This is a genomic window from Collinsella sp. AM44-11 (assembly GCF_003467145.1).
GTDB lineage: Bacteria > Actinomycetota > Coriobacteriia > Coriobacteriales > Coriobacteriaceae > Collinsella.
In genome coordinates this window covers 108,240-130,940 of record NZ_QSFE01000002.1, presented here as the reverse complement: position 1 = coordinate 130,940, position 22,701 = coordinate 108,240, and the positions used below count along the sequence as shown (strand labels likewise).

Genomic DNA, 22,701 nt, shown 5'->3' with positions numbered 1-22,701 from the left:
ACAGCTAGTTTCCCTGAGCGCCCGAGATGCCGTTTTGCAGAGCGTTCCAGGCATCCGTCGCCATGCCGCCCAAGTTCTGAGCGGTGTCGCCCAGGTTCTGGGCCGTGTCGCCCAGCTCTTGGACCTTATCCCCAAGCTCCTGTGCCTTGTTGCTCAAGTCCTCCAGCGTATTGGAACTCGAGCTGTCGGTACCGCTTTGGCCGTCGGGCGAGTTGCCCGAGCTATTCTTGTGCGTGAGTTGAATTTCGAGGTTGCCGCTGTCGTTATAGTAAGCAGAAGTAACGACCCAGTTGGCATCGATGACGGGCGTTGAGCCATCATCAGTCAGGACCACGGCATTCGAAAGATTGGCGCCGCGCGACTTGAGAAGTTTCTTGGCGTTGGACCAGTACTGCCCCGGGATATCGCTCAGATCGACGGTGCTAGACGAGGCGGACTCGGTTTGCTCGGCAGCGGTATCGGCCGTTGAACTCCCTCGTTTGTTGAGCATGCCCGACACAATGGCAAACACAACCGACAGCGCAAAGAAGATCGCCAGCACGATGAGGATCTTCTTGATCACGCTCGACGAACGCGACGGCTTCTTCTCCTCGTCCTCGCCATATTGCGGAATCGACTTGGGGTACTCGCGATACGGCTCGCGCGGCTCGTGGCGAGACTGCGCCGTGCGAGGCATATACGTCGTCTGCTGAGGCTGCGGAATGGGATTTTGTGGCAGGTCATCATAGGGATTCGGCGTCGAGGCGGCATAAGAATCCTGCGGCGCGTAATCAAACGGGTCCGGAGCTGCATTGCCATAGGGGCCTTGCGAAGATGCAGCGTAAGAATCCTGCGCCGTGTCGCCATAGCCCATAACCCGGGTGGGCTCGGCAGAAGGCTGCGTCGCGGCGGGGTCGGTATAACCGGGGTTGGGAACAACGCGGGTCGCATCGGCGCTATCGCCAGCCTGCGCGGAACCGTAGCCGCCCATCACGGTTGTCTTGTCCTGATCCATGCAACGTTTCCTTTCCGTCGCCTGTAAGCATCGAGTTATCCATGCATTCTACCCGCGCAAAAGCCTATGATGGGCAAAGCCATCGGTATCTACAAGACAAGCGCGGCTAGAAAACAAAGGCCCCGCCGTGCTGTGGGGCACGGCGGGGCGGACAGACGACTATGCGCAGCGGGCTTAGAACAGGCCGGTGATGTTGCCGTCGTTGTCGACGTCGATGTTCTCGGCGGCGGGCACCTTGGGCAGACCCGGCATGGTCAGAACGCTACCGGTCAGCGCGACCACAAAGTGAGCGCCAGCAGAAACCTTGAGCTCGCGCACGGTGATGCGGAAGTGCTCGGGCGCGCCTAGTGCCTTGGCGTTATCGCTAAAGCTGTACTGGGTCTTGGCGACACACACCGGCAGGTTGCCAAAGCCGTTCTCGCGCAGCTCGGCGAGCTGACGCTTGGCAGCGGGCGTAAAGTCGACGCCATCGGCGCGATAGACCTTGGTGGCAACGGCCTCGAGCGCCTCGGCCACATCGGCACCGTCCTCGTAAGCAAACTTGAGCTCGCTCGGCTGCTCAATCAGGCGCATGACCTCATCGGCCAGGTCGAGCGCGCCCTCGCCGCCCTTGGCCCAAACCTCGGAAAGCTTAACGTTGACGCCGAGCTTCTGGCACTCGGACTCGATAAGCGCAAGCTCTGCCTCGGTGTCCGTCGGAAAGCGGTTGATAGCGACCACGCAGGGAAGACCATACACGCTCTGGATATTGTCAACATGGCGCAGCAGGTTGGGCATGCCGGCCTTGAGTGCCTCGAGGTTCTCCTCGTTGAGGTCGGCCTTGGCGACGCCACCGTTGTACTTCAGCGCACGAGCGGTCGCGACGACCACGACGGCGCTGGGGCGAACGCCCGTCATACGGCACTTGATGTCGAGGAACTTCTCGGCACCCAGATCGGCACCGAAGCCGGCCTCGGTAATGGCAACATCGCCAAAGCGCATCGCCATACGCGTGGCCATGATAGAGTTGCAGCCGTGGGCAATGTTGGCGAAGGGACCGCCGTGGACAAACGCGGGCGTGCCCTCGAGCGTTTGCACCAGGTTGGGCTTGAGCGCGTCCTTAAGCAACGCGGCCATGGCACCCTGGGCCTTAAGGTCGCGGGCACGGACGGGCTCGCCGGCAAAGCTGTAGCCGACGACGATCTCGCCCAGGCGCTCCTTGAGGTCGTTAATGCTCGTAGACAGGCACAGGATTGCCATGACCTCGGAGGCGACGGTGATATCGAAGCCGTCCTCGCGCGGCACGCCCTGGGCCTTACCGCCAATACCGTCGATAACATGGCGCAGCTGACGGTCGTTCATATCGACGACGCGCTTCCAAGTGATGCGTTTAACGTCGATGCCAAGCTGGTTGCCCTGCTGAATATGGTTGTCGAGCATGGCGGCCAGCAGGTTGTTGGCAGCACCGATGGCATGGAAGTCGCCGGTAAAGTGCAGGTTGATATCCTCCATGGGGATGACCTGAGCCCAGCCGCCGCCGGCAGCGCCGCCCTTAACGCCAAAGACGGGGCCGAGCGAAGGCTCACGCAGGGCCACAGCACTCTTGACGCCGCGACGGCGCAGGCCATCGGCCAGACCGATGGTCGTGGTGGTCTTACCCTCGCCCGCAGGCGTGGGGTTGATGGCGGTCACGAGGACGAGCTTGGCCTGGTGATCAGTTGGCTCATTAAGCAGAGAGTAGTCGACCTTAGCCTTGTCGAAGCCGTACGGAATCAGGTGCTTTACGTCGACACCGGCGTTCTTGGCCACCTCGGTAATGGGCAGCGGTGTGACGGAACGTGCGATTTCGATGTCAGTAGGCATGGACGGTCCTTTCGTTACCGGATGAGAAAAAGACCAATTCAGCATAGCACGGGCGCGCAATAGTAAAACGCCCATAACCGATGAACGGCGATATGTTTACCCGATGCCCGGCGATAGCCCAACAGCCCGCCAAAACAAAGCGCCTTAAACGGTAGGTTCAATCCCCAGGTGCTCAAAGGTGCGAAGGGTTGCCTGACGGCCCTGCGGCGTACGAATCATCAACCCGCACTGCAGCAAATAGGGCTCATAGACATCCTCGAGCGTGCCCGGGTCCTCGCCCACCGCGCTGGCAAGGGTCGTAAGTCCCACGGCACGACCGGAGAACGTCTTGGCAAGCGTCTCCAAGATACGAATATCCATCCAGTCCAGGCCGAGCTCGTCGATCTCGAAGAACTCGAGCGCCTGACGGCAAATATCGAGCTCGATGGGGCCGTTGCCACGCACCTGCGCATAGTCGCGCACGCGCTTGAGCAAACGGTTAGCCAAGCGCGGCGTGCCACGCGAGCGTGAGCCGATCTCGAGCGCGCTCGGATGGTCTATTGTCACACCCAGGATGGACGCCGAGCGCGTCACAATCTGCGCGAGTTCTTCGACCGTGTAGTAATCCAGGCGATATGAAATGCCAAAGCGGTCGCGCAGCGGGCCAGTCAGCATACCCGAGCGGGTCGTTGCCGCCACCAGCGTAAACTTGGGGATATCCAGGCGAATCGATCGTGCGGCCGGGCCTTTACCGATCACGATATCGAGGGCAAAGTCCTCCATCGCGGGGTACAGGACCTCCTCGACCGAACGGTTGAGGCGGTGGATCTCGTCAATAAACAGCACATCACCCGGCTGCAGGTTGGTAAGGATAGCCGCCAGGTCACCGGTGCGCGCGATGGCAGGGCCACTCGTGGTCTTGATCTGAGCGCCCAACTCGTTGGCGATAACGGTGGCCAGCGTGGTCTTGCCCAGGCCCGGAGGGCCCGAGAAGATCACGTGGTCGAGCGTCTCGCCACGGCTCTGTGCCGCTTCGATCAACACGCGCAGGCTCTGTTTGATGTGCTCCTGGCCGCAGTAGTCATCCAAGCGCTGGGGACGCAGGGTACGGTCGACATCAAGGTCTTCGGGTGTCAGCTCCGAACCCACCATGCGCTCGCCATGCGCCATGGATGCCGCCGGCGAGTTACCGGGCGTCGCCCACAGGTCCTGAGAGTCATCGGCTTCCCACATCACGCATCCATTCCGAGTCGCTTAAGCGCCGCGCCGAGCAGATCCTCGACACGCATATTCTGCCCATCATACCCGCTCAGGGCAACATCGGTCTCCTGCGGGCTAAAGCCCATGGAAAGGAGCGCCGCACGGGCATCATCGATGGCCGAGGGAGCGGCAGCGGGCACGGGCATCGCAACCTGTCCGGGAATCACGTCGACCGGTACAAAGCCCTTGTCCTTGGCAAAGGTGCTCTTGAGCTCCAGGATCAGACGCTGCGCAGTCTTTTTGCCCACACCGGGAACCTTGGCCATGCCCTTGTCATCCTCGGCCATTACCAGGGAATACAGTTGCCCCACGGTATAGGTGGAGAGCACAGCAAGCGCCAGGCGCGGACCGACGCCCGAGACGGACACGAGCCGATCGAACATCGTGCGCTCGTCCTTGGAGGCAAAGCCAAAGAGCGTCATGGCGTCCTCGCGCACCTGCATGCGCGTGTAGAGGCGCACCTCGCCGCCGGGCGTCGGCAACGTGGCCGCGGTGCTGCCCGAGATGCCGAGCTCAAAGCCCACGCCCGATACATCGACAACGGCCGAGCTCATCGTGGCCTCGACAAGCGTTCCATGGAGCTGGGAGATCATCAGTATCCGGTTCCTCTCTGTTGATAGAACTCGCCACCGGTAAGCGCCCGGGTGCGGCTGAGGTTAACGTGGCAGATGGCGCAGGCCAGGGCATCGGCGGCATGGTCGGGATTCGGGTCGTGATCGAGCTGTGTGAGCGTGCGCACCATGTAGGCGACCTGCCGCTTATCTGCGGCACCGGTGCCCACCACAGCCTGCTTGATCTGCATAGGCGTGTACTCGCCGATCTCGAGCGCGCACTCCGAAAGCGCCACGAGTGCAGCACCGCGGGCATGCGCCGTAGGAATTGCCGAGCGGACGTTGGCGCCAAAGTAGATGCTCTCGATAGCAGCGGTATCGGGGCGATAACGCTCCACGACACCCTTGAGGTCGCGGGCAATATGCGACAGGCGCACCGCGAGCGGACTACCCGCGCTCGTCTCGATACAACCATAGGCACGGCAGCGAACCTCGCCGCGTCGCTCCTCGATAATCCCCCAACCCGTATGGGCCAAACCGGGGTCGATACCCAAAATGACCAAGCCGACCTCCCCTCGTCACCAGCAAAGCACAAGGCAAGGCCCCGCACATCATTCACGAACGTCTGTTCTAGAATAACACAACGGGGCCAAGACGCTTAGTTGAAGTATCGGGGTTGGGAGCGAATCCCAACCCATATGTTAGTTTTGGCTGAAGAATGGGAACTGCCTCGGATCAACCGGCGGATGCGGCATCGGGCCACCCTGAGGACCACCTTGCGGTCCGCCCTGGCCGCCCATCATCTTATCGATGGCGTCCTGAACCTCGCCCTCGAACTTTTTCATTCCCTCGTGTAAACGACGCTGACCGTCTTCAGAGCGCAACTCCTCCATTTGTTCGGGCGAAATACCCAGTAGCTCGCCCAGCACGCCCATCATCTCGTTTCGCACGCGCTCGCTAGTATCCTCGTCAGCAAAACGGCGCACCTCGGCGCGCGCCAGCGAATCGACCGTCATACGCTCCTTGCCGTTAAGCCCCAGGTCGGACCACGCGAGCATATACGGCCAAGCACGCTCGGCAAACGAACGGGCCGAGACAATCGGCGTCGTCGGCAGCTGGCGGCGAGCCGCCTCTCCCTGACGCACGAGCATCAACAGCAGCGAGCAAGCCTCGGGCTTGCCGGTGGCCATTGGGATGTCGTCGAAGGGTCGGTTGCGGTCCACGTGCGACTCAAGCGCACCATCGACCTCGCCCGGCTCAAGCCCGCCAAGCAGCTGCGCCGCGCGGTCGAGCATGTCGACCGGACCGTCAAGCGTCGAGAGCGCTTGCGCCAGCACGCGCTCCATGCAATCCTCCACCGCGTTGAGCGTCACGAGCTCCTGCGGCACCACGGCAGACGTACGGTTGCGCACGCGCGCCACAAACTCGAGCGTCGACAGGTATACGTCGCCAAAGGGCGCGTAATCGCCCTGGTAGCCACCGCAAAGTGCCGGTGCCGCCAACGCGTACTCGGTCTTGGAAAGCGGGCTCAACGCCATCGCACCCAGCTCGAGCGCTGTGTCCTCTAGCATGAGACCCAGCGTGCGAGAGCGCAGGCGCTCGGCGCCGCCCGCCGACACATCGCGGTCGAGCACACGCGCGGCATCCGGCGCATCGCGCTCAACCGTGCGAATATGTAGGCGCTCGGCAATCGCGCGGACGGCGGCACAGCGAGCAGCCTCGGCCTCCTCCTGCGCCGGCGTAAAGATGCGGTTGCGTCCCAGCACCAGGCCGACCACATTACGCGGACCCAGGGCGTCAACGGCAAGCGCCGCCAGCAGGGACGACGGCAGATCGCCCTCGAGCGCCACCACGGCGCGCGACGTACCGCGGGCGCGGGCATTATCGCGAACGGCGAGCACCAGCGCCTGCCACAACCACTCCTCGGAACGAAACTCGGGCAGCTCGTGGTCCTCCAAGGCATCGAGCATCACACCGCGCTGAATCTCCTGAACCAGTAGGCTCTCTTCAAAACATGGTGCTTGGGCCACCACGCGACCGCAGTCGTCGAGCACAAACGAGCCACCGGTATACACCGACTCGTCGTACGCACCAACCGGCGCCATGCAGGCAAACCACACGCTGCGCTTGGAGGCGATCTTGCGGTAGGCTCCGCTGCGCACGGCGGCGATCGCGGCGGTCTCGCGGTCGGTCATATCGAATGCGTTGAACTGGAAATACGCAATGAGGTCGACGCCGGTCGGCAGCATCTCGAGCTCGCGGTCCAAGTCGAAGATCACGGCGATGCGCACGCCGTCCACGTCGAACACCGGCGGCGCCCAACGCGCGTCGTTGTTCTCGCCACGCTGCAGGGCAATGCTCGAACGGGCCGGCACCACATGGCCGTCCTTGAGCATCATGTAGTCGAGCAGGGGCTGGCCCTCAAACGAAACCGCCGCGGGCACGATGCAGATCATATCGAGCTCTTGGATACGCTCGGCGACGCCGGTCAAGCCGGCAAGCATGTCGTGCTCAAAGTCGGCAGCGCCCACCAGGCCGCCGGGCAGGGCCCCCATAAAGAGCGGAGCCGGCACGCACAGCACGCGCGCACCGCGCTCGTGGGCCAGGCGCGCCTGGTCCTCGATGCGACCGCAGATACCCTCAATATCACCCAGGCGCATATCGATCTGTGCAAGTGCGAGCTTCATGGCTCAGCCCTTTCCGTCGTAAACCATCGTTGTCGTAGTAAAAGCGCCGGCCGCATGATGCAGTCGGCGCTCGCATGTGCATATGCTAGCTATGATACCCCGAGCGGGGGCGCGCTCCTAGAACGTCGCGGACCACAGCCCGTGCAGGTTGCAATAGGCGTAGACGGTACCGGTCTTGGAACCGCCGGCAAAAAACGTCGCGGGCTTCATGCCGGGCTGGAGGTAGTGGACCTCCAGACGGCCCTCGGCCTCAAGGGCGATCCACTCGATGTAGTGCTCGGGCACCATAGGATGCTCGACCGAACCCACGCGTGCGCGGATCACGTGACCGTCGCGCTCGCTCTCGACGACTGGCACGTGCTTCTCGTGCGCCGCGTCCTCGGTGTTCGCGGTCAGCTCCGTGCAGCCGGCAGGGGTTGCAACGTCGTTGCCAAGGGCGGCAATGAGCTTGCCGTCGGGGTCCTTAAAGAATTTTGCCATGATGTTCTCCTTTGCTGATGTGCCGGTGTTCTCGATGCTTCTTATGCCCAAAGGCAGGCAAACCATCCACGGCATGGCAAATGAACACATAACGAGCGAGACTAGCGCCCGTCGCCGCCGAGCAGCGCCAGAACATCCTCGCGGGTAAACAGCGCCGACGAGATGCCGTCGCCGCCGAGCACGCTATTGACCAGGTCGCGTTTGGACTCCTGCATCTGCATGATGCGCTCCTCGATCGTGTCCTTGGCGATGAGCTTGTACACGGTCACGGTATGTTGCTGGCCAATACGGTGCGCGCGATCGGTCGCCTGGTCCTGCGCGGCCACGTTCCACCACGGGTCGTAGTGAATGACCACGTCGGCTGCCGTCAGGTTAAGGCCCACGCCGCCCGCCTTGAGCGAAATCAAAAAGACCGGAACCTCGCCCGCTTGGAACTGCGCGACCATCTTGGCGCGGCTCTCCTTAGACGAAGTGCCCGTGAGCTTAAGAAAGCCGATGTCCTCCTTGGCCAAGCGCTTACCGATGATATCGAGCATGCCCGTGAACTGGCTGAACAGCAGAATGTGGTGCCCGCCGTCGAGCGCACCGTGCACGAGCTCCATGCAAGCGTCGAGCTTGGCGCTCCCCGCCTTGTAGTCCTCGTAGTGTAGATGCGGGTCGCAGCAGATCTGGCGCAGCTTGGTAAGCTCGGCGAGCACCTTGAGCTTGTCTTTCTTAAACTCGGATGCCTCACGGTGCTGCACCTGCTGGGCGATGCGGTCTTGGTTTGCCAGGTAAAGCTTGCGCTGCTCGCCGGTGAGCTGAGCCACGACGGTGTCCTCGATTTTTTCGGGCAGATCGGCCACCACGTCTTCCTTGACACGGCGCAGCACAAACGGCGACACGAGCGCCTGCAGGCGAGCGGCGCTGTCACCCTCGGCGTGCTCGACCGGGCTTTCGAAGCGCTTGGCAAACGACTCGCGCGTGCCAAGCAGGCCCGGCATCAAAAAGTCAAAGATGCTCCAGAGCTCGGACAAGCGGTTTTCGATGGGCGTGCCCGTCAAGGCAAAGCGCACGCCGGCCGGCAGGCGCTTGGCGGCGTGCGCCACCTGCGTGAGCGGGTTTTTAATGTACTGGGCCTCATCGAGCACAACGCGGGCAAAGTCCTGATCGGCATACTCGTCAATATCGCGGCGCATGAGGTCATACGACGTCACGACCACGTTGTGCTCGTCGGCGCCGGTTATCTGCACGCGGCGCTGCGCCTTGGCACCCACAATGGCGCACACGTCGAGCGAAGGCGCAAAGCGCTCCAGTTCGGCGGTCCAGTTGTACACAAGCGACGCAGGGCACACCACAAGCGTGGGCTTAGTGTCCCCCGCCTCCACGCGCGCCATGATATGTGCGATCATCTGCAGCGTTTTGCCCAGGCCCATATCGTCGGCCAAGATGCCGCCGAGGCCCAGGTGCTCGAGCGAGCCGAGCCACTGGTAGCCGTCGACCTGATAGCCGCGCAGCGTGGCCTTGAGCGAGACCGGCACCGTAAAGTCCATCTTGCCGAGCGTATCCAGACGCTCGACGGTGCGACGGAATGCGGCATCGCGATCGGCCTCAAGCGCCGGCGTGCGCGCGAGCATGCTATCGACGAACAGGGTACTCGACGCGGGAAGCGACACGCCGTCGAGCAGGTCGACAGCATCAACGCCCAGGTCCTCGGCAAGGCCAAACGCGGCACGGGCACCCTCGTCCAGGCGAATGATGTCGCCCGACGTGAGACGCGCAAACGTCTGGTGACGCTTGTAGGAGTCGAGGTAGATGGCAAGGTCTGCCGCCGAAAGACCGCTCGCGCCCAGCTCGACGTCGAGCAGGTTGCTCTTGACGGTTGCACGCACCGAAAGCTTGGGCGCAGGGCGGACCGAGACCTGGCGCAGGCGGTCGCTGAGCATGACCTCGCCCAGCTCGGACAGGGCGGACAGGCCCTCGGTCAGCAAGTGGAACAGGCTCTCGTCATCGCGTTCCTCAAATGCCAGGCCGCCCTGGTAAAAGTCGAAATACAGGGCCGCCGTGTCCATAACGCGAAACTCTGCCACCTCGTCGCGCGGCGGCACGCCCGGGCGCCGCTCTTCGAAGGGGCTGCCCGGAGCGCCCAGGCTAAAGAGATCTGTCGACCAGTCGCCGTAGGTAACCGTAATTTTGCAGGTCACGAGCCCATCGTCGACACCGATCGCCATGGCAAAGCTCGGCTCGGGCGCCACGGTATCGAGCGCAGCGGGCGCGGTGAGGTCGGTGTAGTCGCGCAAAATAGGCAGCGCCATACGACAGAACTCCCCCACCTGGTCGGCAGCGATATGAACCGGCGTGCGACAGGGCAGCAAGCGCGATAGGAACGGCGCCGCATGCTGGGCGAACGCCACATCGGTACGGCGTGCACGGCGGGTGTCAACCAGATAGGCAACGTCGCCCGAAGCAAAGCAGTATGTATCGGCCGGCAGGCGCAGATCGTAGCTGCCGCCAGCCGCCGGCGCGATCTTGGCGGCAAGGAGCGGCGGGCGCTTAGACAGCACCTCGTCCTCCCCTTCCGGAGGCATCTCAACCGCCACGTCATAGGTGCGATGCGTCGTCGTCCCCCGCGACCAGGCGGGCTCAAAGGAGACGGTCTGGCCGCGCAGCAGGTCCAGCACATATACGATGCTATGCTCGGACAACGGCAACTGGCGCTCGGCGACAAAGCCGCTGCGTGCAAAATCGTACGACGCCGAACGCGAGCTTGTGATGTCATCGAGATAGGCAACTGTCGTCACAACAAGGTTGAGCAGCTTTGTCGACACGTCTTCGAAGGCTTCGGGCGTATGGACAAACGTGAGCTTCTTGCCGTACGAGAAGGTGCCGCCTCGGACATAGGCGTCGGCCATGCCGTCGATATCCTTGACCACGTAGGACACCGAACCGCAGCGAATACGGAACTCGAGCGCCCAGCTAAAGCGGTCGGCGAACAGCGGATTGTAGTACGGCACCAATGAGGGCTCCAACGCCGCTTTGGGGGCGTCGGGATCAACGGCACCGGCAAGCTTGCGGCGCATGCTCGCCAGCTCATCCATGCGCGCGTCCGAAAGATCGGAGAGCGCCGCCATAAGGCTCGGGCTCGTGGGGACGGGCGCCGGGAAGGGAAAGTTGGGGTTGACGGCCGGCGCCTTGGGCGCGGTGCGCGCGGGCTGTTTCGGCTGCGCCGCAAACGTGCGAACCGGCGTACGCAGCCCCTCAACAGGCTCGATGCCGCTGGCGTCCAGGTACGCCAGCGCTGTGGCGATGGCATGCTTGCACATGCCGGGGTAGCGATAGGCAGCGGGACAATCGCAGTCGTAGTCGATCACCTCGTGCTCGTCCATGTCGAGCGCCACATGCGTCTTGTACAGGTCGCCGCGCGAGCCGCGCACCGAGCCCTCAACCGTCACATTCTTGGAGAAGCGCGAGCCGCTGTCCTCGATCGACAGTACGGCGCCGTTGAGCATGAGCGAACGCCCCTTCATAAAGGTGCCGCTCAGCGCCGCCTCTTTCCGGAGCGCCTGCACAAACGTCCCCTGTGCCATCACTTCCTCCAATCTCACCCGGGGTAGCTTAGATCACCGTCACTCTGCCTTGGTTACCAACGATGGCCTTGGCCTCGGCCAGCAGCGGAATCGAGCGCGCGTTGACCTTGGCAGGCACCTCGGCGCGCAGCACGCGCCCGTCCACCTGCTCGATAAAGATCTCCACGCGATCGCCACCCGGGTTAGCGGTGAGCACCGTGGCCAGGCGCGCCATATTGCCCTGGCTAAAGCGGCTGTTGGGCACCATGACCTCAAACACCTTGGGCTTGTTGTTCTCCTCGTTAAGCTCCAGCGGCACAATCTCCTGCGCGATGATCTGGTCACCGCGGTCCGAGCGCTCGAGCTTGCCCTTAATGCGCACAAAGGCGTCGGACAGCTGCGCACCGGTCTCGGGATCAACCTCGCCGTACAGGTACCCCTCGGCCTCCTTGTAGGTCTTGGGGAACACGACGACGGTGGCCTCGCCTTCCATGTCCTCGAGCTGTACGATGCCCATGGGGTCGCCGTTTTTGGTCACGCGCTTGGACACGCTCGAGACCATGCCGGCCCACCACAGTGCCTTGCCCTCGGGAATCTCCTGGTTGATGGTACCGCCCGTGGGGTTCTGCACTTCGTAGCCGGTATCGATCTGCGAAAACGAGAAGTCGCGCGCTTTGCTGAGCGCATACTCAAACGGGCGCAGCGGGTGGTCCGAGACATAGATGCCCAGAACCTCCTTCTCCTGGCTCAGCTTGAGGTGGCGGTCCCATTCCTGGCCATCCGGATCGGGCACACTCACCTCAAAGCCCGAGCCCTCAACGTCGCCAAACATGTCGAAGAACGACGTCTGGCCGCTCGCGCGATCCTTCTGGCGCTTTACCGCGGCATCGATGATGTTCTCGGGGTTGTTCTTATCCACAAAGTGCATCATCTGGCGACGCGGATACCCCGTGGAGTCGAAGGCGCCTGCCTTGATGAGCGATTCGATCACGCGGCGGTTGGCCTGGCTCGAGTCCACGCGCTCGACAAAGTCGTGCAGCGTCTTAAACGGGCCGCCCGCCTCGCGCTCGGCGATAATCGCCTGCGCCACGCCGGTGCCCACGCCGCGGATGCCGGCCAGACCAAAGCGCACGCCCTCCTTGGTAGCCGTGAACTCGGTACCGGACTCGTTGACATCTGGCGACAGCACGGGGATGCCGTCGTGACGGCATGCCGAGACGTAGTGCACGATCTTGTCGGTCTTGCCCGTATAGGACGTCAGAACGGCCGCCATGTACTCGTGCGGATAGTGCGCCTTGAGCCACGCCGTCTGCATAACCAGGATGGCGTAGCCGGCGGAGTGCGACTTGTTGAAGGCGTAGGACGCGAACTCGAGAACATCGTCCCAAATCTTCTGGGCGACCTCGCGCGTATAGTTGTTCTTGATGGCGCCGTTCATCCAGTGGTCGTAGGTGGTCTCGTCGGAGCCATCCTCCCAGTGGAGCACCGTCGACGTGAGCAGCTTGATCTTTTTCTTAGCCACGGGCTTACGGATACGCGAGTCCGATTCGCCCTTGGAGAAGCCGCACATCTCGACGGAGATGAGCATAACCTGCTCCTGGTAGACCATGGTGCCGTAGGTTTCGCCCAGGATGTCGTCCAGGCGGTCGTCGTAGGAGACCGCCGGCTCCTTGCCGTTCATACGGTTGATGTAGGACGAAACCATGCCGGCGCCCAGCGGGCCCGGGCGGTACAGGGCGATCAATGCTACGACGTGCTTGTACTCGGTGGGCTTCATGTTCTTGATCGTGGCCGTCATGCCGGCGGACTCGACCTGGAAGACGCCGGCGGTGTGGCCGGAACCCATGAGCTTAAAGATCTCGGGGTCGTCAAAGGGAATCTCTTCCTCTTTGATGTCGATGCCGAAGTTCTTTTTGATGTTTGCCTTGGCCTTGGAGATAACAGTCAGCGTGCGCAGGCCCAAGAAGTCCATCTTGAGCAGGCCCATATCGGCAACGGTATGGCCCTCGTACTGGGTAATCTCGACGCCGCCCTTGGTATCGAGCTTAGTGGGCACGTGCTCGTTGACGGGGTCGCGGCAGATCAGAACGGCGCACGCGTGCACGCCCTCGCCACGGGTGAGGCCCTCGATTGAGAGCGCCGTGTCGATGATGCGGCGGGCGTCGTCGTCCTTTTTATAGGCCTCGGCAAAATCGGGGTTAAACAGATCCTCTTTGCCGGGCTGCTTGTCGAGCACCTGCTTGAGCTTGACCTTGGGGTCGCTCGAAACCATCTTGGACAGGCGCTGACCCATGTAGACCGGGTAGTCCAGGACGCGCGCGGCGTCGTTGATGGCCTGCTTGGCCTTAATGGTCGAGTAGGTGATGACGTGGGTGACCTTCTCGGGGCCGTAGAGCTGGCGAACGTGCTCCACGACCTCGAGGCGCCGCTCATCGTCGAAGTCCATATCGATATCGGGCATCTCGGTACGCTGCGGGGACAGGAACCTCTCGAACATCAGGCCGTTCTCGAGCGGGTCGAACGCGGTGATGTTCATGGCGTAGGCGACGATAGCGCCGGCGGCCGAGCCACGGCCGGGGCCGACGCCGATGCCGTTGTCCTTGGCCCATTGCACGTACTCGGCAACGATCAAGAAGTAGGCGGCAAAGCCCTTGTCGCAGATGACTTTGTATTCGTACTCAAAGCGCTCTTTGATGTTGACGCCACCAATCTCGCGCGTGGCCCAGTCGTCGCCGTAGTGCTGGCGCAGGCCCTTCTCGCACTCGCGGCGGAACTGGCTCTCGTGCGTCTCGCCGGGATCGAGCAGCGGGAAGCGCGGCAGGATGATGGAGTCCCAGTCCAGCTCTACGTAGCACTTGTCGGCGATCTCGAGCGTGTTGTCGCAGGCCTCGGGGCAATACGGGAACATCGCCCGCATCTCCTCCTCGGTCTTCATATAAAACTCCGAGCCGGTCATGCGCATGCGGTTGGGGTCGTCGACCTTGGCGTTCATGCCAATGCACATGATGACGTCCTGCACCGGCGCGTCCTCGCGGCGCAGGTAGTGGAAGTCGTTGGTGGCAATGACTTTGACGCCCACCTGCTTGGCGATATCGATGAGCGTGCGGTCCATCTGCTCGTCGGTCAGGCCGTTGTCGGTGGTGATGCCGTGTTCCTGGATCTCGATATAAAAGTCGCCGGGTTCGAAGGTATCGCGGAAGGTCTCGGCCCACTTGATGGCGCCCTCCATGTCACCGCGGTCGATGTATTTGGGAATGATGCCCGCGATGCAGGCGCTCGTGCAGATCATGCCCTTGGCATGGCGGCGCAGGTTGTCGAGCGTCACGCGGGGCTTGTAGTAAAAGCCCTGCACGGCGGCCTCGGAAACCGTCTGCATCAGGTTGACGTAGCCCTCCTGGTCCTTGGCCAGGAGGATCATGTGGTAGAGCTCGGGCTTATGGTCGCGGGCAAGGGTCTCGTCCGGCGTAAAGTAGACCTCGCAGCCAAAGATGGGCTTGATGACCAGGGGCGGCTTGAGCTCGTCGATATTGCCCTTCTCGTCCCACATAGCCATGTCCTTAACGTACTGGGCATGCTCGCGCGGGTTTTCCTCGGGGTCGGGCTCCACCAGCTCGTCGCGGCGGTCCTTTTCCAAGAAGGCCTTGTCGTGGCTCCAGGTTTTGTACTCGGGCGTGTTGTGGTTAACGGCGTCGCAGGCCAGCGCCAAGTCGGGCACGCCATACATGTAGCCGTGATCGGTAATGGCCACGGCAGGCATGCCAAGCTCAACGGCACGGTTGACCATATCCTGGATACGGGTTGCGCCGTCGAGCATGGAGAAAACAGTGTGATTGTGCAGATGGACGAATGCCATGTGATGAGCTCCGATGCGGGTTCGTGTTCTGACTGAACGATTTTACCGCACGGCGCGGACGGCACCCGAACCTAGCCAAACCCACACGGCTCCTCACGCAGTTGCGGTGAAATGCGGACTGTTTGGCGGCTTTTTTGGCCAAAACAGTCCGTATTCCACCGCAAGTTATTGAGGGCTAGAGGCTGTAGGTGACCACCTGAGGCTCGCACGGGTTGGCGGGGTCGACTTGCTCCACGCGGACGAACTTGACGGTCACGGCCTCAAAGCCCGCCTTGTGCAGAACATCAGCGTAAACGCGCGCCTGCAGGGCGTGCTTCTCCTGCAGCTGTTCCGGCGTCTCGTCCGGTGTGCCGCCCGTCTTGTAGTCGATGACCAGCGCGCGTGACGAATCCGCCGGGTTCGTCGCCAAAGCATCGATGGCGCCCTCGGCATATGCACCGTAGCGAGCGATGTCCTCGTCCTCGCAGCCCAGCGAAAAGAACGGCACCTCGGCGCGAACGCACGGCCAGGCAAGCAGCTCGGCACGGACCGCCGACTTGAGCCAGCGATCCAGGGCAACGTCGAAGCGTTCGCGCTGTTCCGGCGTCAGGCGCCACAGGCGAGCCAGGGCGTCGGCACGCTCGGCGGGCAGCGCATCGGCACCCATCTCGATCAGCCACTGGCAGGCGGCGTGGAAGGCCGAGCCCAGCGCCATGGGATTGCCGGCGGGCTCGACAGCGGCCACGTCTGCATCCGCCATCTCGGAACCATCAGACTCCGCATCATCGCCAGCCTCGTCCATGGGCACATGCGCCTCGGTGGCACGGTCCTCGGACTCGGCATGCAGCGCCGCGGCAATTGACGAGTAGCTGTACGAATCGCGCACCGGATACGGGCAGATGCCCATGCGTACGCCCACCGCTTGGGGATGCACGAGCTCGAACGCATCGGGTTCGGGGTCGGCAGGACCGGGGACGATTGTACTGGCCGAATCGTCGGCAGTATCTGTATCGACATCGCCGCGAACAAGCCTGCCCTCGGCATCCAGTGAAGCGTTGGCCTCAAACGCCTGCTCGCCAAAGGAAAAGTCCGCGAGCGAAATGAGCTCGTAGTCGCCCGGCTGGGAGTTGTCGAACACCAGGCGGTCGGCATCGAGCTGCGGCATGTCCAGAGCGTCGGTAGGCAGAATACGACGCAGCACGTCATAGGTCAGATCGGTCTCGACGTCGAAGGTCGGCGCGCACAGCTTGCCGCGGCTCACGCCGGCATCCATCGCCAAGATCACCAGCTCTCGCGCACGCGTCATGGCAACATAGAGCAAGCGGGCCCGCTCCTCGAGCGAAAGCTGCAGGTCGTCGTCGCGCAGGCGGGCAAATGCCTCGGCGGGAGAGCCCGTCGCACAGACGTCCTCCATGAGCTCTGGCGGCAGCCACAACGACGTGCCCTTGCCCTTAAACGCATGCTCAAACTGCTTTTTGACGTCGTCGCCCTTCACAAAGGTTCCGTCGGCGAGCTTAACGCCGTCGAAGCGTGCCGGCAGCGCCACGATCTGCGCTCCGCCCTCGACGCGACCCATCTGTGCCGCACCCGAGGACTTACGCACGCCAAAACACTCGGCAACCGCTACGACCGGATACTCCAGACCCTTGGACGCATGCACCGTCATGATGCGTACCGCGCCGTCGCCCTCCTCGTTGAGCGCGCCCGGGGCCTCCTTGCCCGCCAAGAAGCGGTCGAAGGCGAGCGCAATGGAGCGCGGCGAGTTGCCGAGCTCGGCCTCTGCCTCGGCCACGGCGTCGAGCGCCTTGAGCACGTTGGCGGCAATGGCCTTGCCCTCGGGACCACGCTGTGCCAGACGTACAAACCAGCCGGAGGCGTTGACCACGTCGCGCGCGATGGCGGCGAACGAATCGCGGCCCACGCGACGGAGCGCATACCGCAGCACCTCGCGGGCGCGCGTCACGAGCGGCAAGTCTTGCAAACCCGGCACATCGGAATCGCTCATGATGCCCACGTCGATGTTGCGGCGCGAGGTTTCCCCCGTCTGGTCGTCCAGCTTGGTCGCCAGCGCCAGGAACTCCTGAGCGCCGAGCGCAAACATCGGCGAGGCCAGCAGCGGCATAAGACCCTGCGCCGTATCGGCCGGGTTAGCAAGCGCGCACACCAGGGCACGCACCGTCTGCACCTCGGCTGCCTGGGCAAAGACCGAGCCGCCTGCGATCACGCAGTCGAGCCCCTGGTCGCGGAAGGCCTGCGCATAGACATCGGCGTTGGTCATGCGGCCCAGCAGCAGGACCATGCTGCCCTGGGGCTGGCCCGCTTTAACGAGTGCTTGGAATCGCTCCGCAATCGCACGAGCTTTCGCCTGCGTTCGCTCCTGCGTACTGCCACCGGCAACGAAAATCGCCTGGCGGCGCGATGCCTTCGCCTTGAGCTTGTCCTCGCGTTCGTCGCTCGGTTCAAGATCCAAGAACCCCTGCATCAAACCACCGGTGTCGCCGTCAAAGACGCGCGCCACATAGCGCAGCACCTCGTCGTGGCTGCGGAAGTTGCGTACAAGCTTGACGAGCTCGCCGGCGGGGGCATCGGACGTGGCGACCGTCTCGGACGCCGTCGTCGAACCCACCTTGCGCTCCTGGCGACGGAATACCTCGACCTCGGCACCACGGAAGCGGTAGATCGACTGCTGCGCATCGCCTACGGTGCACAGTGCGCGCTCCCCCGCGCCCGTCAGGTGACGGATCAAATCGACCTGCATCTGGTCGGTATCCTGGAACTCATCGATCATGACCATCTTAAAGCGACCCTCATAGGCCGCTCGGATGGCGGGATAATCGCGCAGCGCCTCGTACGCCATGCGCAGCAGGTCGTTGTTATCAAGCGCGGACTGGTCAGCCTTGAGCGCGCGGTATTCCGCCTCCACAGCACGAGCAAGCCCCGCCAGCGCATCGAGCGCGGGACCACCGCAGGCCAGCACGATATTGATAAACGCATCGGCAGCCTCGGCCTTGAGTAGCTCCACCTGCTCCTTAGAAAACGCCTTGCTCGCCCGAGGCATGCTGCACGACATCATGAGTCGCGCCGCATCCTCCATGGTTTTGCCGCTCGCCTCAAACGCGTCGATGGCATCGAGTGCCACCTGCGCTTTCTCGGTCGCGGCCTTGCTTGCGCCCAGCGCCGCACGATAGGCATCGGCGAGTGCCGAGGTATCGGCCTGGCCGCGCGCCACGCACACGTCGTCCATACCGCCCGGCAGCTGGCTCGAGAGCTCCAGCAGCTCACGCACCAGCCCTTTAATGGTGGTACCGGCGCCAAACGGCCCACCCTCGCCCGCCATGGGATACCAAGCGTAGAGGGCCTTAAGCGAAGCGGCGAGCTCGGGGGCGGCATCGGGCGCCGTCGCGCGGGCCAGCACATGCTCAACAGCCTGGTCCATAAGCTCGTCGGTATCGGTGAGCACCGTGAACTCGGGATCGATGCCCAGCTCCAACGCATGTGCGCGCAGGATACGCGAGCACATGCCGTGAATGGTCGAGATCCACGCATCGTCGACGGTCAGGGCTTCCTCGTCCATGCCCTCGTCGATGAGCGTGCGGCGCACACGGTCACGGATCTCGGCCGCGGCGTCTTTGGTAAAGGTAATGGCGAGCACCTGGTCCAGATGCTCAACGAACGGACCGGATTCGGGCGAGAGCGCGTAGACGATGCGGCGCGTGAGGGTAAAGGTCTTGCCCGAACCGGCACCCGCCGAGACAAACAGCGGACGGTCGAGCGTTTTGACGATCTGCAGCTGTTGCGGCATCAAAGTCGAAAGATCCATGGTCTACACGTCCCTTCTTACAAACGTTCCTTCGTGGTTATACGAGCAGCGCGCATGCGCGGCCTGAGCCGACGTCGGGTCGACGGCGGCAACGTCGCCTGCCTCGAGTTCGTGCAGGCGCTCGGCGATGCCGGCCTCCACGCGATCGAGCAGGGCGTCGAAGTCCATGCTGCCACCCTCGCCGGGAAAGCCCTTCTTAAGCCCCGGGATGCGGCCGTCGCCGCGCTCTTCCTCGAGCAGCTCGGCACTCGCGGCGCCGCGCAGCGCCGGTTTGCCGCCCTTGGTCGAAAAATAGAGCGCCGCACGGGCATCCAGATCCAGCGCCCGGCGCATGGCCTGCGCATAGATAAGCGTCTGGGTATGGGGCGGCAGCCACCGCGGGTCGTCGATGGCGGCCTCGCCCGATTCCTCGTCGCGCACCGTGGGGTCGGCGAGTTTAAACTCCTCAACGCCCGTGCGATGCTTGTAGTCGATTACCACGGCGCGATTCTCGGCATCCACATCCACGCGGTCGATGCGCCCGCCGAGCGGCCAGCCGGCATACTCGACCTGGAGCTCGTTGAACGCAAACTCCAGGTAGCGCGGCGCGAAGGGCGCGAGCGCCTCGGACTCGTAGGCAAGAACGCCCTCCAGCTGCGGCAAAATCTCGGCCACCTGGCGCTCCTCCACCGGGGAGAGCGGCACGAGCGGGCCCTCGGTACCGCGCTTGCCCGCATGCTCGGCCAAGGTCTCGTCAAAGACCTCGCGCAGCAGCTCCTTCGCGCGTGGCAGATTCATGGGTGTCACGCGCTCCATGGCCTCCTGGGGCAGACGGGCATGCAAGTGTTCCAGCACGTCGTGGACAAAGTTGCCCTTCTCCATATTGCCAAAGCCAGCGTCGATCGACTGGGGCTTCACGCGGTACGAGACGAACCAGCATAGCGGGCAGGTCGAATAGGCCTCGATCTGCGAGGCAGACGTCAGGCGCGGCACCAGCGGCGCATCCTCGCCCTCGCCATCGCGACGACGCAGGACCAAATACGGAATGGCTTCATCGCTCAGGTGCTGAGGAGCTTCGCAGGTCACGCGCTCGCGCCTAAGACCTTCGCCTGCCGCGGGATCGAAGTCCCTTACGATATCGCCCTCACCCACACACTTCGCCTTGTCGGCGCCAACGGCCTTAGCGTCGTCAGCGGCCTTGTCGGCGTCAGCGGCCTTGTCGGCGTCAGCGGCCTTAGCATCGTTAGCGGCCTCGGCATGCGCCCGCAACTCGGTCCACACGGCCGCCGGATAGCACTCGCGCGCCTGACGATCGTGGGTCACACGGGCGAGCGTAACCGGACCACGCGACGCTTGTATCGCGCGGCCAAAGCGTGCGCGCAGCAAGGCCGCAGGCTCAAGCGTCACGCCCTCGCGACCGAGGCTCGCCGTCAGCGTTGCCAGCGGGCCCTCCTCATGTGAGAGCGGATAACTGTCCAGGTCGACGTCGGCAAACAGCACGGCATCGTAGCTATCGGGGCGCAGGGCCGCCGCATCGGCAAGCGAAGTAAAGCGAACCTGGGCACGTGGCGCACGGTCAACCTCGTAGGTCTCGTAATCGTAGGCGGTGCTACGCTTGTCCACCTTGGTGCGAATGCCATCGAGCACGGGCACGGTCGCGGCCTGCGACACGTCGAGCGCGCGAGCATCGTTCATAAGGATGTCGATCGCGTGGCGCAGCAGGGCCACCTCCGCCTGGCGACGGGCCTGGCCGTCGAGACCACCAAGCGCGCGATCGGGCAGTGCCTCGGCAACGGCAAGCATGGCCTTGAGCGCCGTCACGGGCTTGTCACGCCACAGCGCCTGGAACACGTCCGAGACCACGCACGGCACGTTCTTAAACCAGTTCTCGTCGCTCGCCGCCTTGCGCGCGCCCCTCACCTGGCCTTGGACGCTCTGCAGCAGGCTCTTAACGCCCGCGGTAGTCTTGCTGCGCGAGAGACGCATATTCTTATCGAAGGTACGGGCATTGACGGCATCAGCGCCCGAAAGCGGACTGTAAATCCAGTCGGTAAGCTCCGGCGCGGGCCACCACTCAGTCTTAGAAGCTGCCCCTTCGTCGGCGGCCTTCATACGCTCGATCAGGTTGGCGAGCGCCGTGAACTGCCTGCCCGCAATGGATTGAGAAAACGCCGTGAACTCAACTGTCTCGGCAGCGATATGACGGGCCGCCAGACGAGAGGCGAGCTCACCGAACAGCTGGGGTGCCCGGGCAGAAACAACGAGCACGCGCACGGGGTCAGCGGGCGTTGCAGTAGCTTTATCGTCCTTGGACTCCTTGTGCGTTTTCACCAACGTATCGATGGCGTCCGCATAAGCATGGGCACGGGCATGGGGGCCGGCGACCTCAATAAAGGCAGGCTGAGCGGCGGTCCCGCAAGCGGCATCAGACGCGACGGCGTCCTCCCTCAGCGGCGCGGCCTCGAACAGCACACCGCGGGCATCAAATGCCGCGGCAAGCTCCTCGCGCATCGCCGCCTGCTCGCAGGCAAGCAGTACGACGACCTCCCCCCCATTGTTCGCCACGGCAGACAGCAGCTCGAGCAGGCCGTGCGTAATCGACGTGATACCGCGCACGCATACGGCGCGGGTGCACGCCGGCAGGTTATCGGCCAGGGCATCGGCCATAATGTCAGCCGCCTCGCAGGGCTCGACCATATCTCGACGGTCCAAACCACCCGCGTAGGCACGCAAAAGCTCGAACACACGAGCCTCGGCATCGCTTTTTGGCTCAGGCTGGCAATTGTTGCCACGGCATCGCTCGGCCGTCGTCCCCGCAACGCCCGGCAACACGTCGCGGGCCATGCGCGCAAGCATGCGCACTGTGCCCTGGCTGCGCGAAAGCGGCTGCAGGTCGGCATCGTCGAGACGCGTGACCATGTCCGAGAACAGCATCTGACGCTGCAGGTTGTCGACGAAACCGCGCCCGTCGCCCAAAAGCTCCCAAAGCGAGCGAAGCCACGATGTAGGCGTTTTGTAGTCAATACCCAGCGAAATCCCGGCTTCCGCCGCATCATGGCGACACAGGTCGAGCTCGGCAAACGTTGACGCCAGAAGCACGGCACGTCCATGGCGGGCAATAAGGTCGGCAAGCAACGCCGACTCGGCATCGCTCAAATCCGTGCCGGCATTGGTGGTATAGATTCGAACAGGCATGGTCCTCCGCTCAAACTGTTCGCAATAATCAATGTATCCATCCTACCCGCCCACGCGGACAGATTTGCCCCACGCCAACAGATTTGATCCCTTGGGGACGGAGGAAAACGGATCACCGAAGGGGTCAGTCTAACCCGGTGATCCGTTTTCCTCCGTCCTTAAGGGATCAAAAAACCGCCCCCGGAGGAGCGGTTTTGCACAATTCGTTTTTGGCGCGGCCTACTCGCCATCCTCCAGCTTAATGAGGATTTTGCGGTAGCCACCGTACTCGCCGTTGAGCGCCTTGGACACACGGCTCACCGTGGTGGACGAAGCGCCGGTACGCGCCTGAACCTCAACATAGGGCTCGCCCTCGTCCAGATAACGCGCGACCTGCAGACGCTGCGATAGATCGCAAATCTCGCGCGGCGTGCAGATATCGGTCAAAAACGCTTGGATATCTTTCTCGTCGTCCAAAAGGCTAAATGCGTGGACCAGCTGCTTGACATCAGGCTTGTCAAACATGTTCTCGATATTCATCGATCACCGCCAAACCCG

General features: G+C 63.2%; 12 protein-coding genes. All 12 read right to left on the bottom strand.

Annotated elements, in window-relative coordinates:
• Positions 1-4: 4 nt before the first annotated feature.
• The 12 genes from DW943_RS01960 to DW943_RS01905 all read right to left on the bottom strand — a co-directional run bounded on the left by DW943_RS01960 (position 5) and on the right by DW943_RS01905 (position 22,683).
• Positions 5-994 carry a hypothetical protein gene (locus tag DW943_RS01960; protein WP_117862026.1) on the bottom strand — a complete coding sequence of 330 codons (990 nt, stop codon included), beginning with the start codon at positions 992-994 and terminating at the stop codon, positions 5-7.
• Between the two features lie 174 nt (positions 995-1,168).
• The gene (locus DW943_RS01955; RefSeq protein ID WP_117862025.1) at positions 1,169-2,836 is read right to left on the bottom strand and encodes a formate--tetrahydrofolate ligase; all 1,668 of its coding nucleotides are present in this window, start codon (positions 2,834-2,836) and stop codon (positions 1,169-1,171) included.
• Between the two features lie 144 nt (positions 2,837-2,980).
• Positions 2,981-4,048 carry a Holliday junction branch migration DNA helicase RuvB gene (gene ruvB, locus DW943_RS01950; RefSeq protein WP_117862024.1) on the bottom strand — a complete coding sequence of 356 codons (1,068 nt, stop codon included), beginning with the start codon at positions 4,046-4,048 and terminating at the stop codon, positions 2,981-2,983.
• Positions 4,048-4,668: a Holliday junction branch migration protein RuvA gene (gene ruvA / locus DW943_RS01945; protein WP_117735947.1), complete on the bottom strand. Its 621-nt coding sequence runs from the start codon at positions 4,666-4,668 to the stop codon at positions 4,048-4,050. The genes ruvB and ruvA overlap by 1 nt, the downstream gene beginning before the upstream one ends.
• Entirely contained in the window at positions 4,668-5,189 is a 522-nt protein-coding gene (ruvC, locus tag DW943_RS01940) for a crossover junction endodeoxyribonuclease RuvC (RefSeq protein WP_117862023.1), read from the bottom strand. The genes ruvA and ruvC overlap by 1 nt, the downstream gene beginning before the upstream one ends.
• A gap of 138 nt (positions 5,190-5,327) precedes the next feature.
• Positions 5,328-7,313, bottom strand: a complete 1,986-nt coding sequence (locus tag DW943_RS01935) for a hypothetical protein (RefSeq protein WP_117862022.1) — start codon at positions 7,311-7,313, stop codon at positions 5,328-5,330.
• Positions 7,314-7,430: 117 nt separating this feature from the next.
• The gene (locus DW943_RS01930; protein ID WP_117862021.1) at positions 7,431-7,793 is read right to left on the bottom strand and encodes a desulfoferrodoxin family protein; all 363 of its coding nucleotides are present in this window, start codon (positions 7,791-7,793) and stop codon (positions 7,431-7,433) included.
• 101 nt (positions 7,794-7,894) lie between these two features.
• Positions 7,895-11,359 carry a DEAD/DEAH box helicase gene (locus tag DW943_RS01925; RefSeq protein WP_117862020.1) on the bottom strand — a complete coding sequence of 1,155 codons (3,465 nt, stop codon included), beginning with the start codon at positions 11,357-11,359 and terminating at the stop codon, positions 7,895-7,897.
• A gap of 28 nt (positions 11,360-11,387) precedes the next feature.
• Complete coding sequence (gene dnaE, locus DW943_RS01920) at positions 11,388-15,191, bottom strand: DNA polymerase III subunit alpha (RefSeq protein ID WP_117862019.1); 3,804 nt, start codon at positions 15,189-15,191, stop codon at positions 11,388-11,390.
• Between the two features lie 175 nt (positions 15,192-15,366).
• Positions 15,367-18,990, bottom strand: a complete 3,624-nt coding sequence (locus tag DW943_RS01915) for a UvrD-helicase domain-containing protein (protein WP_117583969.1) — start codon at positions 18,988-18,990, stop codon at positions 15,367-15,369.
• 3 nt (positions 18,991-18,993) lie between these two features.
• Positions 18,994-22,164, bottom strand: a complete 3,171-nt coding sequence (locus DW943_RS01910; RefSeq protein WP_117862018.1) for a PD-(D/E)XK nuclease family protein — start codon at positions 22,162-22,164, stop codon at positions 18,994-18,996.
• A 219-nt stretch (positions 22,165-22,383) separates the two neighbouring features.
• Positions 22,384-22,683 carry a YerC/YecD family TrpR-related protein gene (locus tag DW943_RS01905; RefSeq protein ID WP_022094855.1) on the bottom strand — a complete coding sequence of 100 codons (300 nt, stop codon included), beginning with the start codon at positions 22,681-22,683 and terminating at the stop codon, positions 22,384-22,386.
• Positions 22,684-22,701 lie beyond the last annotated feature (18 nt).

Bases quoted from the DNA above. Each gene is read 5' to 3' on its own strand.
- DW943_RS01955 (WP_117862025.1), bottom strand. From the start codon at position 2,836: ATGCCTACTGACATCGAAATCGCACGTTCCGTCACACCGCTGCCCATT.
- DW943_RS01905 (WP_022094855.1), bottom strand. From the start codon at position 22,683: ATGAATATCGAGAACATGTTTGACAAGCCTGATGTCAAGCAGCTGGTC.
- ruvB (WP_117862024.1), bottom strand. From the start codon at position 4,048: ATGTGGGAAGCCGATGACTCTCAGGACCTGTGGGCGACGCCCGGTAAC.
- ruvA (WP_117735947.1), bottom strand. From the start codon at position 4,668: ATGATCTCCCAGCTCCATGGAACGCTTGTCGAGGCCACGATGAGCTCG.
- DW943_RS01915 (WP_117583969.1), bottom strand. From the start codon at position 18,990: ATGGATCTTTCGACTTTGATGCCGCAACAGCTGCAGATCGTCAAAACG.
- DW943_RS01930 (WP_117862021.1), bottom strand. From the start codon at position 7,793: ATGGCAAAATTCTTTAAGGACCCCGACGGCAAGCTCATTGCCGCCCTT.
- DW943_RS01960 (WP_117862026.1), bottom strand. From the start codon at position 994: ATGGATCAGGACAAGACAACCGTGATGGGCGGCTACGGTTCCGCGCAG.
- DW943_RS01925 (WP_117862020.1), bottom strand. From the start codon at position 11,359: ATGGCACAGGGGACGTTTGTGCAGGCGCTCCGGAAAGAGGCGGCGCTG.
- dnaE (WP_117862019.1), bottom strand. From the start codon at position 15,191: ATGGCATTCGTCCATCTGCACAATCACACTGTTTTCTCCATGCTCGAC.
- DW943_RS01935 (WP_117862022.1), bottom strand. From the start codon at position 7,313: ATGAAGCTCGCACTTGCACAGATCGATATGCGCCTGGGTGATATTGAG.
- DW943_RS01910 (WP_117862018.1), bottom strand. From the start codon at position 22,164: ATGCCTGTTCGAATCTATACCACCAATGCCGGCACGGATTTGAGCGAT.